The 14,841-nt window shown below is 53.8% G+C and carries 11 protein-coding genes; 6 read left to right on the top strand and 5 right to left on the bottom strand.

Annotation, left to right across the window (positions count from 1 at the left end; translation table 11 throughout):
* Positions 1-15: 15 nt before the first annotated feature.
* Genes AC0J4F_RS08750 through AC0J4F_RS08740 form a run of 3 tightly spaced genes read left to right on the top strand, consistent with a single transcriptional unit; the run spans position 16 to position 5,376 of the window.
* Positions 16-1,791: an ATP-binding cassette domain-containing protein gene (locus AC0J4F_RS08750; RefSeq protein WP_133951569.1), complete on the top strand. Its 1,776-nt coding sequence runs from the start codon at positions 16-18 to the stop codon at positions 1,789-1,791.
* 1 nt (position 1,792) lies between these two features.
* Entirely contained in the window at positions 1,793-3,979 is a 2,187-nt protein-coding gene (locus AC0J4F_RS08745; RefSeq protein ID WP_133951567.1) for an ATP-binding cassette domain-containing protein, read from the top strand.
* Positions 3,980-4,035: 56 nt separating this feature from the next.
* A complete protein-coding gene (locus tag AC0J4F_RS08740) occupies positions 4,036-5,376 on the top strand; it encodes an HlyD family type I secretion periplasmic adaptor subunit (RefSeq protein ID WP_133951565.1) in 1,341 nt (446 codons plus the stop codon).
* A 71-nt stretch (positions 5,377-5,447) separates the two neighbouring features.
* Here AC0J4F_RS08740 and AC0J4F_RS08735 read toward each other — a convergent pair whose 3' ends face one another.
* The 4 genes from AC0J4F_RS08735 to AC0J4F_RS08720 all read right to left on the bottom strand — a co-directional run bounded on the left by AC0J4F_RS08735 (position 5,448) and on the right by AC0J4F_RS08720 (position 9,784).
* The gene (locus AC0J4F_RS08735; RefSeq protein WP_133951563.1) at positions 5,448-6,479 is read right to left on the bottom strand and encodes a quaternary amine ABC transporter ATP-binding protein; all 1,032 of its coding nucleotides are present in this window, start codon (positions 6,477-6,479) and stop codon (positions 5,448-5,450) included.
* On the bottom strand, positions 6,472-7,359 hold the full coding sequence (locus AC0J4F_RS08730; protein ID WP_133951561.1) for an ABC transporter permease: 888 nt from the start codon (positions 7,357-7,359) through the stop codon (positions 6,472-6,474). Before AC0J4F_RS08730 ends, AC0J4F_RS08735 begins: the two co-directional genes overlap by 8 nt.
* 74 nt (positions 7,360-7,433) lie before the next feature.
* A complete protein-coding gene (locus AC0J4F_RS08725) occupies positions 7,434-8,426 on the bottom strand; it encodes a glycine betaine ABC transporter substrate-binding protein (RefSeq protein WP_133951559.1) in 993 nt (330 codons plus the stop codon).
* A 461-nt stretch (positions 8,427-8,887) separates the two neighbouring features.
* Positions 8,888-9,784, bottom strand: coding sequence for a LysR family transcriptional regulator (locus AC0J4F_RS08720; protein ID WP_133951557.1), 897 nt, complete (start codon positions 9,782-9,784; stop codon positions 8,888-8,890).
* Positions 9,785-9,874: 90 nt separating this feature from the next.
* On the opposite strand from AC0J4F_RS08720, the gene AC0J4F_RS08715 reads away from it, so the two are divergent.
* The 3 genes from AC0J4F_RS08715 to AC0J4F_RS08705 all read left to right on the top strand — a co-directional run bounded on the left by AC0J4F_RS08715 (position 9,875) and on the right by AC0J4F_RS08705 (position 12,149).
* Positions 9,875-10,288, top strand: coding sequence for a VOC family protein (locus tag AC0J4F_RS08715; protein ID WP_473025984.1), 414 nt, complete (start codon positions 9,875-9,877; stop codon positions 10,286-10,288).
* On the top strand, positions 10,285-11,232 hold the full coding sequence (locus AC0J4F_RS08710; RefSeq protein WP_473025983.1) for a 2-hydroxyacid dehydrogenase: 948 nt from the start codon (positions 10,285-10,287) through the stop codon (positions 11,230-11,232). The genes AC0J4F_RS08715 and AC0J4F_RS08710 overlap by 4 nt, the downstream gene beginning before the upstream one ends.
* 98 nt (positions 11,233-11,330) lie before the next feature.
* On the top strand, positions 11,331-12,149 hold the full coding sequence (locus AC0J4F_RS08705) for a sugar phosphate isomerase/epimerase family protein (protein WP_473025982.1): 819 nt from the start codon (positions 11,331-11,333) through the stop codon (positions 12,147-12,149).
* Positions 12,150-12,161: 12 nt separating this feature from the next.
* On the opposite strand, the gene AC0J4F_RS08700 is transcribed toward AC0J4F_RS08705, so the two are convergent.
* On the bottom strand, positions 12,162-14,828 hold the full coding sequence (locus AC0J4F_RS08700; RefSeq protein WP_473025981.1) for a hypothetical protein: 2,667 nt from the start codon (positions 14,826-14,828) through the stop codon (positions 12,162-12,164).
* Positions 14,829-14,841: the final 13 nt, after the last annotated feature.

Genomic DNA, 14,841 nt, shown 5'->3' with positions numbered 1-14,841 from the left:
TAGGAGGCGCCAAGTATGGTCAGTTTTATCAGCAATGCTTTAGCTAACACTGCGTTACCTCAGCTGAAATTTCATTCATCTGAGACAGGAGAGCAAGTTAAAGCCCCAAATTTGCCGCGCTCGGTGGTAATGGCCTCGATACTTATAAATGTATTGGGCTTGGCGATGCCCCTGACAATTCTTCAGGTATATGACCGAATTCTTCCAAACCAGGCTATCGATACACTGGTCGTTCTAATTGTCGGGCTTGGGATCGTCCTGGCGGTCGATGCGGTATTGAAGATTGCTAGATCATTTGTTGTCGCCTGGTCAGCAGCTTCCTTTACACACAAAGCAAACATGGAAGCGACGCACCGTCTACTCTGCTCCCGTTCTGATGCCGTGACCGATGCCAGTGTTTCCAAGCATCTGGACTCTCTGAAGTCACTTCAGTCCCTGGGAGACCAGTACGGCGGACCGGCGCGACTTTTGGCGATCGACCTCCCGGCTAGCCTTATCTTTCTCGTTGTCCTGTTTCTCATCGGCGGCCCGATCGGTTTCATCCCGCCGATCTTGTTGTTGATTTTCGTGTTGCGGACTGCTCACCTGAATTCCAAACTCAATACGCTCGTTGAAAAACGCGCTGTCCAGGACCAGCGCAAATACGATTTCATTTTTGAAGTCCTGTCCGGGCTCAACACGATCAAGGCGATGGCGCTTGAACCCGTGATCCTCCGGCGATTTGAAAGACTACAGACCCAGGTCTCCCGCCTCGGTTACGACCAGATCGACCTGAACAACAATGCGCGCAACAGCAGCGGCTTTTTCACTGTCCTGACGACGGTATGCGTTGTATCGGCTGGTGCATTGCTGGTGATGGGAGGCTTCATAAGCATCGGTGCTGTTGCTGCATGTACGCTCCTTGCGGGCCAAGTCGTCCAGCCTCTTTTGCGAGGCATCAACCACTGGACGGAGATGCAGCGGGTCAAGCACGATTATCGTGCCGCTCAATCCCTATTTGATCTGCCAGTTCAAAACAGGCAACAATCGCGGAATATTCCGATCATCGGCAATGTACAGATCCAAAACGCCGGATACGATTCAAGGCATGACGTGATCGTCCCGATCCACGGACTGAACCTGTCCGTCAATGCTGGAGAAACGATAGCCTTTGAAGGCAAAGATGGTAGCGGACGATCAACACTCTCCCGATTGATTTCAGGCAGCCTGGAACCGACTTCGGGATCAGTCTTGCTTGATGGTCATGATCTGTACGGTGAAGATCATTGGAGCCTGAGGAAACACATTGCCTACGTGGGCAACGATTCCGAGATGTTCGCCGGAACAATCTTACAGAATCTGACTTTGTTTGGGTCTCAGTCGACGCCGCAGACCGCACGAATGGCCGCAGAGCTCATCGGCCTGGAAAAAGACATTCACTTGCTCCCGCTGGGTTACGACACACAATTGGGTAACACCATCGAGGAAAATCTCACGGACTCCATGATCCAGCGGATCGCGATTGCACGTGCCTTGGCCCGAGAACCAAAAATCTTGATCCTGGATGATGCAAACGGCGCCCTCGATCACCGCAGCGAAGCTGAGCTTGCGGAAGGACTTAAACGCATCAAAGGCCAGCTCACGATGATCATTGTCAGCCACCGCCCATCCTTCCGGGCGATTGCTGACAAGCAGTATCTGGTGGAGGACGGGAAACTGAAATCAGTACCGGTAAAACCCGCCACAACAAAAAAATACAAGCTTCAGCCGCGTATACGCAAAGAAGCGCCAAAAATGAGCCAAGGAGCCTGACATGTCCCTGGCAGCGTTTGAAAACACCTCCGCTTATATTCAGGGTTCAGACCCGTCTACCCGGCGCTTAAATCTGGCAAGCCGGGTCCGCCAGCAAGCAGGCACCCATATTGACCGAAACACGGCAGCTGAAGCATGCCTCTTGCCGGTGCTGGAAGCACTTGGGTGGGACGGAATGGAGCGGCACCTGTTTGAGGCTTTGCCACATCTTGAGGGCATCACCGAAATCTATGATTTGCGGGCCGTGCTTACCCGGCTCAATTACCGGGTCACCAGCTCATCAAGGCCGATCAAGCAACTCACAGCGGAGCAATTTCCCTGCCTGTTAAAGGTCGGACAAAATGTCTGTGTTGGCCTTGGACCAAGCGGGGACGGCCGGCTTCATGTTTTCAGCGGCGAAGCTCAGCAAACGGTGAATCTTGATTACTCTGCCCTGAAGGATGCAGAGCTGTTCCTGATCGCCGAAGATGATCCAACGGCCACTTCCGGCTTCAAACATTGGTCATCCAGATTGTTTCACAGATTTCGGGGTACGCTGACCTCGATTATGGCAATCGGCTTTCTTGCCAACCTGTTGGCGCTCGGCCTGCCTTTGTTTGTAATGAACGTCTACGACAAAGCGATTGGTGCAAAGTCCGTTTCCGTTCTCATTACACTCATGATCGGCATCGCGGTAATCTTGTGTATGGATTGGCTGGTCAAGGGAACCAAATCCCGCCTCCAGGCATACCTTGGCGCACGACTGGACGCTGTCGTTGCGAATACGACCTTCCGCCATTTCCTGCACCTGCCTTTGCCATTGACGACTTCAGCACCAATTGGCGCGCAGATCACCCGCCTGAAGCAGTTTGACGGTGTCCGGGAAATATTTCACGGCAACCTTGCTAATGCTCTGATTGACCTGCCATTTTCCGCTTTGTTCGTGGTGGTTCTTTCACTGATCGGCGGCCCGCTCGCGCTGCTTCCGCTCGGCTTGCTGGGTCTCTACATCGTTGCCGCTCTTCTCATCGTTCCGCGGATGAAACGTGCGATCAACCTTGCCGGTGAGGCCAAATCCCGCGTCCAGAACATCACGGTAGAAATCCTGTCAAAGCGCGATGCGATCCAGAATTTGTCCGCAGATGACGTTTGGATCGACAAGTTTCGTGCCCTGTCAGCAGATTTCGCGCAAAAGAACCTGAAAACAAAACACCTATCTCAAATCATGCAGGTCATCTCGCAAATGATGATGACTCTGTGCGGCATCGGTGTTTTGGGTTTTGGCGCCATCATGGTGATGAACCAAAGCCTCACACAAGGCGCCTTGATCGCGGTCATGGCTTTGTCCTGGCGCGCGCTGAACCCGATGCATCAGGCCTTCTTGAGCTTCTCACAGCTTGGCCAGGCCCAGCAAACGATCGAACGGATCAACGGTCTTTTGAAGATCGACATGGAACGGCAACCGGGCAAACTCCCGAGCTTGCATCGTCAATTCCAAGGTACTGTCCGCTACTCTAACGTGGTGCTTCGCTATCCGGCCCGCCAGGAACCCGCATTGCGGAATTTCTCTTTACAGGTCGAACAAGGCGCGGTCGCTGCGATCACAGGCCCAAGTGGATCAGGGAAAACTTCTCTGGTTCGTGCGACGCTGGGGCTTTACCGGCCACAGATGGGGGCGGTCTTGGTGGATGACCTCGATATCCGCCAGCTGGATCCGGGTGAATGGCGCCATGCAATTGGCTATGCGCCCGAACACTACGATTTCTTCTACGGGACCATCGCCCAGAACTTCCGGATGGCCAATCCGCAAGCTGACAATGATCAGGTCCGCGGCGCATTCGAAGACTTTGGCCTCAACAACTACGCAGAACTGCTTCCTCAGGGAGTTGAGACGCGTCTCACAGGCCAGCTTCTGCAAGTGCTTCCAGACAACGTGAAACAGCGGATCCTGCTTGCAAGGGCCTTCGTACGGCCGGCCTCAATCTACGTTCTGGATGATCCAGCCGGCAATCTAGATGTTGATGGCGACAAGCTGCTGATGAAAAAAATTGAACAGGTTCGCGGTAAATCAACCGTCATCCTGACCACTTATCGGCCAAGCCACATGCGGATCGCTGACCAGCTCGTCTACATGCAGAACGGAATGGTCACCATGGCAGGTCCGCCATCAGAGATTTTGGATGACGTCCTGAAACAGCAATCGAAGTAATTGGAGCGTGCGCTGAGAGAAGCCGCACCTCACGACAACCGCCGAGGAAGAAACCGATGGCAGCCAAAGATACCTCAGATCCGCTTCGCAAAGCCGTTTATGGCCGAGTAGGATTGCCACTCGAATTGGAGGACGGGGTTCCACCGGCCTTCTACACCCGGCTGTTGATCGGTCTCACGATTGCGACCCTGGCACTGCTGGTATGGGCAGCCATTGGTCAGATCCGTGAAGTCGCCAACACGATCGGTGAAATCACGCCTGCAGGTCAGATCCTTGCTGTCGAACACCTGGAGGGCGGTATTGTCAGTGAGATCCTCGTTGAAGAAGGCCAACTCATCATGGCAGGCGACCCGATCGCTCGCCTCGAGAAAGAAGACACTACTGCCGAACTTGGCCGCATTCAGAGCCGCCTGAGTTATCTGGAACTCGAAGAAGAGCGGCTAAGAGCCCAAGAGTTCAGTGATCCGAACACAGTTGGACTGCGGCTGGACCCGGCAGTCAGCGGTTTGAGCACCCAACAACGGGCGGCACTCACGGCAAACCGCAGAGCAGTAGCCGATGAACAGGATGCTTATACGGCTCGTGTCGCACAAAAACGTGCGGAAGTGGCCAGCCTGGAGGCCCAGGTTGTTCTGCAACGGTCACAAGTCGAGTTGGAAAGGGAAAAATTCCAGATTCAAGAAAACCTGCTGAAAGATGGCTACACATCCCGCCGCCGGTATCTTGAATCAAAAGGTGAATACCAACGTTCCCAGGTAACGCTGGAACAGCTCGTCGGCAATCTGGCGCAAGCCCGTGAAATGCTGACCGAAGCTCAGGCGAGCTTGAACCAGGCGGGCGCTGAGGTGAACCGGGATGTGGCCGATGAGCGCGCTCGAATTGCTCAAGAGCGGGCTGAGCTGGCACAGGAAATCGCCAAACTCGAAGACAGGCAGAATCGTTTGTTCGTAAGGGCTCCAGTTGATGGCTACATCAAAACACTGGGTCAAACCGGACGCGGTGCTGTTGTGAACCCGGGCGACATGATCGCGGAGATCGTTCCGCAGACCGAAAGCATGGTGGCTGAGGTTAAGGTCAATCCACGCGACATCGGCCACATCAATGTGGGCGACAAGGCTGAAATCACGATCACCAGCTATGACCCGAACATCTATGGGACGATCGTCGCGGAGGTGGAAACCATCTCAGCATCCAGTTTCCAGGATGAATATGGCGAGTACTATTTCAAGGCTGACCTTGGCTTTCCGGGCAACACGATCGGCACCGGTAATGTAACCAGCCCCGTCCGGCCGGGCATGCAGGTGAATGCCCAGATTGTAACAGGATCCAAATCAGTCCTTGCCTATCTGCTGAACCCAGTCACCCGCGCGATGCGCACGGTGTTCTCAGAACGCTAAGCGATTGGAACATCGCAAACAAAAAACCCCGGTGAACAGACCGGGGTTTCTTTTTGTCTGGTTTCCAGCCTTCAGTGGGATGCTGGCGTCACCATCGCACTGATGGTGTCTTGAACGTTCAAAACGCCCAAGGGCTTGCCGTCACCATTCACAACACAGCATTCGCCTTGACCGGTTTCAGCAAACTTCTTGGCTGCTTCTTCCAGCATAATCCCGCTCTGCACGGTCAAACCGCCTTCGAGGGTCTTCGTTTTGTCCATGACTGTGTCGACCAGGATTACTCGCCCACGGTTCACTTCCTTGACGAAGTCCGCGATGTACTCGTCCGCCGGGTTCAGCACGATTTCTTGACCGGTTCCCTGCTGAATAACGGCACCATCGCGCAAGATCGCAATTTTGTCGCCAAGCCGAAGAGCTTCATCCAGGTCGTGCGTGATGAAGACGATTGTCTTGTGCAGCTCTTCCTGAAGGTCGAGCAAAACGGTCTGCATATCCATACGGATCAACGGGTCAAGCGCGGAGAACGCTTCGTCCATCAGTAGGATATCGGCATCGTTCGTCAGCGCGCGCGCAAGGCCGACTCGCTGCTGCATACCGCCCGACAATTGGTTCGGATAATGGTCTTCAAACCCCTCCAAGCCAACGCGTGAGATCCAGCGTGAAGCCCGTTCTTCAGCCTCCTTCATGGAGACGCCCTGAATTTCCAAGCCGTAGACCGTGTTTTTCATCACGGTCCGGTGCGGCAGGAGCGCGAACTTCTGGAAGACCATCGCTGTTTTGTGACGACGGAACTGCCTCAACTCACCCTGAGACATTTTACACACGTCTTCATCACCGTAGAGGACCTCTCCGTCTGTCGGATCGATCAGCCGGTTTATGTGCCGGATCAAGGTGGATTTCCCAGAACCGGACAAACCCATCACCACCTCGATCTTGCCGCCAGGCATCGAGATGTTGATGTCGTTCAGGCCCAAGACGTGATTATGCTTTTCGTTTAGCTCGGCTTTGGACATGCCGTCCTTGACAAGCTGCACCATGTCTTTGCCGTTCGGACCAAAAATCTTGTAAAGATTCTTGATCTCAATGCCTGTCGCCTCACCCATGGATCACCTCGGAGTGTTTCTGAAGGCGCTTGCCGTAGGCCTGGGTCGCGCGGTCGAAAATAATGGCAATCGCAACGATCGCGAGACCATTCATGACGCCCATCGTCAAATACTGGTTCGCAATGGCGTTCAGAACCGGCTGACCGAGACCTTTCACGCCGATAAGAGCCGCGACAACAACCATCGCAAGTGCCATCATGATGGTCTGGTTCACGCCAGCCATGATCGTTGGCAACGCAAGTGGCAGCTGAACATTGGTCAACTTCTGCCAAGAACTGGACCCGAAGGCATCGGCGGCCTCAAGAACGTCTTGGTCAACAAGACGAATACCGAGGTTGGTCAGTCGGATCATCGGCGGAATGGCGTAGATAACCACCGCAATCATGCCCGGCACTTTGCCAAGGCCGAAAATCATGACCACCGGAATGAGATAAACGAAGCTGGGCATGGTCTGCATGAGGTCGAGCACCGGGTTGATGACGCTCTGAATTCGATCTGAACGCGCCATCAAAATTCCAAGCGGAATACCAAGCACGATCGCCATCATCGTACAAACGGTCACCATGGCGATTGTGCGCATGGTGTCTTCCCACATGCCGAGATAACCGATGACACAAAGTGCCACCAGGGAGCCGATTGTAATCCGAGCATTCCGGCTCATGAGGTAAACAATCCCGACAAGCACTGCCAGAATAATTGGCCAAGGCGAGTTGATGAGCAGTTGCTCCAAAAAGATCAGGAAGTCCTTGATCGGATCAAACGCACTTTCGATTGCGTCCCCGTAGGCACGCGTAAAATCCTTGAAGGCTCCGTCAATTGTTTGGCGCATTTCGCGCAAGCCACCCCGGCTCATAGCGGGGAATTCTTGTAACCACTCCATCACTCTCGTCCCGTTTTTTTGCCCCTCAATGAAGAGCCCGCATCGTGATGCGGGCTCCTTTTCGCTTCAACGGATTACAGAGAAGCTTTCACTTTTTCAGCGACTTCCGGGCTGACCCACTGGGTCCATACATCTTCAAAGTTTTCAAGGAAGTAGTATGCGCCGTCTTCGTTGGTCGCCTGATTGTCAGTCATCCATGCCAGGACCTTACCGGCTGTACGGTTGTCCCAAGTCCGGCCTTTCACGTAGTCCATGGTCGGACCAGCTTTTTTGGAAAACTCTTCAGTGACAACTGTGAACACTTCGGATTTAACCCAGGAGTTCGGCTTCGGATCAGGGCAATCCTCTACAACAGTACACTTGTCCCACTCTTCCTTGTCGTGTTCGACTTCAAAGTCGAGCAGCGTCATGTCGTACTTGCCGAGGATAGCTGTCGGAGCCCAGTAGTAACCGAGCCAACCTTCACCGCGCTCGTTGGCGCGTGCTATAGAACCATCAAGACCGGCAGCAGAACCCGGATCTACGAGTTCGAAACCAGCTTCGTCGAAACCGTTTGCGCGGAAGAGGTTACCTGTCGTGATGCGGCAGTTCCAACCGGTCGGGCAAGTGAAAAAGCCACCCTTGCTGTCGTCCTCGGCACCTTTGAAGATGTCTGGGCGCTCTTTAGCGGCAGCTACGGTGTAGATGTCATGCTCTTCAGCGATAGCGGTCGGCACCCAAAAGCCTTCCACACCGCCTTCGTTGAGGATTTCACCACCGATGATCAATGATCCTTCGGCGACGGCCTTATCAAGCGGCTCACGCACAGCATTAATCCAGAGTTCTGGAGCCATGTCCGGCTCGCCCTTCTCGTTCATGGACGTGAAGGTCGGCATCGTGTCGCCTGTGACCAGCTCAACATTGCAGCCGTATCCATTTTCAAGAATGATCTTGTCGATGTGCGCAATCGCGCCGGCAGATGCCCAGTTCATTTCCGCAACAGTGACTGTTCCGCATTCTTCGGCCATGGCGGAAGACGCCATCCCGACGAGCGCAGTCGCAGCGACTGTGACAAACAACTTTTTCATGGGGTACTCCTATGCAGTCTGTTTGTTGAGTTTTCCATTGGCGCATCGCGCGAATACTAAGGTTCTAGTATTCACCTCCCGGCGCATCAATTGGTCATGTAAATTGGGAATGTGGATCAAATCACACAAAAAGGCGGGAAGATCTAAGACCTCCTCGACTGCCTTTACTCGTAGCATTTACTTCGACCCTGCTCCCTAATCTTCAGCATGAACCCATTGGGCCGCACGAGGTCGAAACAGGTATTTCGACCAAGCTCTTGGGCTCACTCTCAATACCATTGCATTATGCGACAGTCAGCACAACAGTTGACCTGCACTTCTTTTGCCGATCATTTCTTTTATTTCCCAGACATGCCAAGCAGCGACATTTTCCTGCCAATAAACGCCGCGGAAGATAACATTATGACTTTTACGTGCATTTCTGAATACACTATTTTGGCTAGTTTCGGAATTAAAACACTTTATAGTTGTACATTTGCGCGATCTGGATTGGATTCACGGGGAGCGCTTAATGCTGTGTTTTGCAAAAGCAAATCTATTTTGGCGACGTGGGACATGGTCCGTTGCAGTAAGACAATAGAACGCTGTGGGATGGATAGAATTGGCACCGCCGAAGCACACAGGTCGGAGTGATGAATTTCGAGACCGGACCAACGAGGCACAGCCGCTTGCCCAAGGCCTTCCTGGACCATCGCAGCAATGGTCTCTGGAGAATCCAGTTCACACAAAACAGGCACATGCGAAAGTGCCTTATCGAGATAACGGCTCGCCAGCCCCCCTCCCCAAGATGACCGGTCATAGATAATCCAAGGTAGAACATCGTTCTTATCCTGCCGAAGGTGCGTTTCTGGGTGGATGTGTAGAAAGGGCTCCTCTGCAACCGGGAAACACCGGATCCCCTTCGGCAGCTGAAAGGGAGGTGCGACGCAAATCACGGCATCAACATTTTCAGCCAACAAATCTTCATAGAGCGATTGGGAGCTGCCAGGCTGTACAGTAAGTTGTACATCAGGAGCCGTTTTGCGAAACTCCCGCACAACCTTTGGCACAATATCGAGCAACGCCGTTGAAATAGCCCCAATGCGATAGGGCCCGCTCAACCGGTCCTCGGATATTCCTAACGACAACCGGCCTGCATCACGAACCAGCACGCTTGCTGCCGGGAGGAGGCGCTGACATTCCGGCGATGGACGCACTGTTTTGGCTGAACGGACCAGAAGCGTGCAATTCAACTCGGTTTCCAGCACCTTGATCCGCTGACTGATTGCAGCAGCGGTTAAGCCCTGCTGGCGTGCGGCCGCAGCAATGGATCCTGTCTCGACAACAGCAAGGAGACTTTCCAAAAATCGAGTATCCAAAATTTTTTCCTATCCTCAGAGAAGAAAAAACATAGTAATTGTTTTTCTCAGGCTCTGCTATGAAACAAAGACCTCAATTGGAGACGACATATGCAGCCCTGCTTTCACCTCGCTTTTCACGTGACCAATCTTGATGACGCCCGTGCCTTTTACGGTGACCTATTAGGCTGCAAGGAAGGACGCAGCACCGACACATGGGTCGATTACAATTTCTTTGGGCACCAGCTTTCGCTGCATATCGGGAAACCTTTCGAAACCACCAACACCGGAAAAGTTGGCGAGCACATGGTTCCGATGCCGCATATTGGCGCGGTGCTTGACATGGACACTTGGAAAAATGTGGCAGACCGGCTTACAAGCGCGGGCGTCGAATTTGTTATCCCGCCTACCACCCGTTTCGAAGGGCAACCAGGGGAGCAAAGCACCATGTTTTTTCGGGACCCTTCCGGCAATCCGATCGAGATCAAGGGATTTGCCGATGAAACGGGAGTTTTCGCTGCATGATGCCCGTAATACCTTTCGTTTCCGAAGTCGGCGGTGTGGAGCGGAAAGCCTGGAAAGATGCGCTGCCCGAAGCCCTGAGCGGGATTGCGCAAGTCAAGGCGTTCGATGATCTGACACAGGTTGAACGTGAGAAAGCCACCGTCGCTATCGTCGCAAATCCAGACCCGACAAAAGTGGCCTCACTTCACAACCTGGTTTGGGTTCAAAGCTTGTGGGCAGGCGTTGAGCGTCTGGTCGCCGAACTGCCGGACACGGGTCCCCAGATCGTACGCCTCGCGGATCCGCAAATGGCGGAAACCATGTCGGAAGCGGTCCTTGCCTGGTCTCTCTATCTCCACCGCGACATGCCGGCATATATGCGGCAGCAGCGGGACCATGTCTGGCAACACCATCTCCTGAAAACGCCTCAGGAGGTAACGATCGGTGTGCTGGGGATTGGAGAACTCGGATCAGCTTCGGCACTGCGCCTGAAAGCCAATGGCTTCAATGTGCTTGGGTGGAGCCGGTCCCGCAAAACGCTCAAAGGCATCGAGACATTTACCGGAGCAGAAGAACTCGACACGGTCCTGGCCCGATCCGACATCCTTGTGCTTTTGATGCCTTTGACAGGCGACACACGCGGTCTGATCGGCAAACAGGCACTGGCTGCGGTGAAACCGGGTGCAAAGCTGATCAACTTCGCCAGGGGGCCGATCGTAGACACCAACGCGCTCCTAGCCGCGCTGGACGATGGCCGCGTCGGGCATGCCGTGCTGGATGTTTTTGACCATGAGCCCTTGGACAAGGAGCATCCCTTCTGGTCCCACCCTGAAGTAACTGTCCTGCCTCATATCTCCGCGCCAACAATCACCAGCACTGCATCTGCGATTGTTGCTCAAAACATCAAACAGTATCTGGAAACTGGCAGCATCCCGCCAACCGTCGATCGCCAAAAGGGCTACTAGGCGGCTCCCTATCCAAACACCGTCAACGGCCGTCGCAAAACTGTCACCGGTTACCGCCTATGAGGCGGACATTGATGTTCATTTTTTCAGAGCGGTATATGTCCAGTCTTCCTATCCTTGGCGCTGCCATGTCGCTGTCGTCTTTCCAACGTCACCGGGATCTCATGCTTGAAAAGCAGCGGGACCTGGAACTACAGGATTTTGTAACCGGGGAAGTCCTGAATGGAGACTGGGCGTCGGTTGCAGACCACGCCAAGAAACTGCTGGATGGACATGAAGGTAGGGTTGGCATCCATGGCCCCTTCTGGGGCTTTGCAGTTGATGCAAAGGACCCTGACATACGAGAGATCGTCAAGAAACGTCTATTGCAGGGGCTTGAGGTTTGCGAAGCCATTGGTGGCACACACATGGTCGTGCACAGCCCTTACTCGACTTGGGATTACAACAATCTCGACAACTACGATACCGGCCGGGCAACAAAGATCGAACTCTGTCATCTCACGATGAAAGAAGCGGTCAAGCGCGCAGAAGAGATCGGTTGCGAACTGGTACTTGAAAACATTGAAGACAAGGATCCATATGCGCGCATCGAACTTGCCGAGAGTTTCGGTTCGCAAGCTGTGAAGATATCCATCGACACGGGTCATGCCCACTACGCCCACGGGTCCACAGGCGCACCGCCGGTAGACTATTTCATCAAGGCTGCCGGCAACACCCTGCGTCACATTCATCTTCAGGATGCCGATGGCTATGCGGACCGTCACTGGACGTTAGGAGAAGGCACCATCAACTGGCCTAGCGTGTTTGCAGAACTTGGAAAACTGGACAGCGACCCGCGGCTGATCGTTGAACTGCGGGACGTTTCCGGGCTACCCGCCTCAATTGCCAACATGGAAGCTCTAGGGCTCGCCCAATAGATAATCGGCGTTCTATTTTGGACCTGTGTTTTTGGGAATGACGCACGGGCGAGCGTCTTTGTCGATGGCGCCTGATCCGGAAAAGATGTGACCGAGGACATTGATAGGGAGTGACAAGACTTCTCCCATGGCTCGGCCAGCTCCACCGTCTTTCACAATGAGTTCCGGGTCCGAGAGGTTCCCCTTGATCTCAAATGGAGACACAATCTCAACAAGTTGCTTTTTCTTAGCGCGCGGCAAAAAGGCCAAGTCCAGATTGCCGTTTTTGAAATTGACCGAGCCGCCTCCGACAATCTGAACATTTTCGGTTTCGACAACCAGGGAGTTGCCTGACGCGTTACCGGACTTGAACCGGAGTGGCAGAACCGCACAGACCAGCTTGGCGCCCTGTTCTGAGTTGCTGGACATCAGCCAGGTGAAAACACTCAAACCGCTGAGCTCGATCAAACGGTCCGGAAAACGCCCTCCCCACAACGATGTTGTCACTTTGCCGTTCAACGTATCCAAAAAAGCATCAAGAGAGCCGGTCTCTCCGTGGAGATCGAGACTGGCGTAGACAGTGCTGCTGATCGGAGCCGTGAGGCCAAGCTCATTCATCAGGCTTTTCAGCGGAAACTTTTCCATCCGCCCGTTGATTGAGGCCACCGGCGGTTCTGTTTTGAAGTTAAAACCGAGATCACCGCTCACCCGTCCGCCGATATATGCCAATGCCAACTCTGCGATGCTCAAAACCTCGTCCTCGAATTGAACATGTGCCGAGATGTCACCTGCTTTCTTTTTGCCCGCGACCAGGCTTTTCGCCGCGACATGAATGCTTGCCGCAAACTGGGATGCGCCACTGTCAGTAATCTCAAGTCCGGTCTCCGGTCCTTCAAACCCAAGCTCGGCAAGCTGTGCCAGACCCGATAACTCCGAGAGGTTCAAAGCTTCAGAGCGAATATCACCGCTCAAGAGCCAGGTAGAAGTCTTGGGCTTTGGACCAACATTCAGAGCGGCCGAGATAGCGCTGCTGCCGGAAACAAACTCACCGGAAATCCCGAGTTCACCCGCTTGCAGGCTGCTTTGTCCTGAGAAAGTGATCTCTGGCAAGGCTTCTGAAGCTGCCCCCGACACCAGCTCCACTACTGCTGCAGGCTCCGGAATTACAAATTCGGTTGTGAAGTTAAGCTCATCAACGCGGCGCAACTCAGGCACGGTCAGGTCAAAACTGAAATCCAACAGGTCAGTGCCTTCCACCGCCCCCTTGAAGGTGTTGAGAGCAAACCAGCTATCGGAATCGCTAAGTTCAATCTGCCCGACAAGCGTTCCAAGATCCGGTTGTGGTTCTTTGTTCGAGTTGAGAAAAAAGGACACCGGATATTCAAAACGTCCGGCAAGCGTTATCCCGTCCAATGCGATCACATCATCTATCTGACCAGCCAGTGTGAGGTTTGGACCGCGATCGGTCCCATTGTTAATAGTGAGCTCTTGCAAACCTACCCGGCCGTCTTCGGACTTTACAATGTGACCCACGGAGATTGGACCGATCGTCTCAATATCCAAGATGGCGGCATTGGTTTTGACTTGCGCATTGCGGATTGCCAGATCATTCAACGGGCCGTAGATTTCGCCGGCCAGCGCCAAAATTTCAATTGCAAGTTCGCTTTCAGCTGACGCGAACGGCGCCAAAAGCGCGTTGAACGAAAGATCCAAAGACGGATCCAGGCTGGCGTTTTCAACCGCCCCCGTTATCGTCACCTTGTCGGAGTGCCGGCTTGTGAAGTTGATCTCGATGTTGGAAATCGATAACGACTCAAGCGTTCCGGAAAACTTCCAGGACGCATCGACTTGGCCATCGACTTCACTGGTCAATCCGCCAGAGGCCAATGCCTGAGCCAACGAGCCTGAAGACAATTCCAGCTCTCCGTCAACACCGGCGTAGGCTGTCGAGGTGTTGATCCTGCCGGAAATCTTGGAGTTTATGCCGGGAAACGTAAGGGCGAGTTCAAATGCGCCGTTTTGCAGTGGCCCATTTTGCGGTGGCCGGGCAATTTCACCCGAGATTTGAAGCGGAGTTCCGTTCAAGTCGGCATCCAGCTCAATATCGAGCGTGTCCGTTTCTTCAGACGAACCAACGGTGAGCGAACGGATAAACACACGCTCATTCCAACCGCTTTGGACGCCCAGATAACGTAAGGTAACTTCAGTCAGTTTCAGGGCTTCAAACACCGGCAGATTGATAAGTTCGGAAGGCAGCTGGTAGTAGGCCATTTCCGCCTCGGTGGTCTCCCCCGGGGACGCCAGCAATTCAATGTCAGCACCGGCCATTTCAAAATTTGAGATACCGGATAAGTCTCCAAGAAGAAGTCTGTAAGGTGCATCAAACCGGACATAATCAAAGAACCTTCCGGTGCCGCCTTTTGGCTGGCTGTACCGCTCGACGACGGCATTCTCCATCCGCACAACGATCTGAGACCCGAATTCGATCCGGACAGGACCTTGCACCTCCGCAGACCGATTGAGCTGCACCGTCAGAATGCGGCTTGCGATGGATTGCCGGAGAGGCTCGAAAATTCCAAGGGTTAGAGCCGAGACCACAAAAGCAGCCAATACCAACAGACCAACCACACAGCCGGCGAAGACACGCCGGACTATTCTGATGTTCGGCCGAACCGCCACTTTCGGGGTTTGTATTGCCATCTTGGAGACCGCT

The sequence above is a fragment of the Roseibium sp. R5 genome (genome assembly GCF_055755305.1).
The sequence above is the reverse complement of the archived record's forward strand: the minus strand, read 5'-3'. Positions and strand labels throughout refer to the sequence as shown.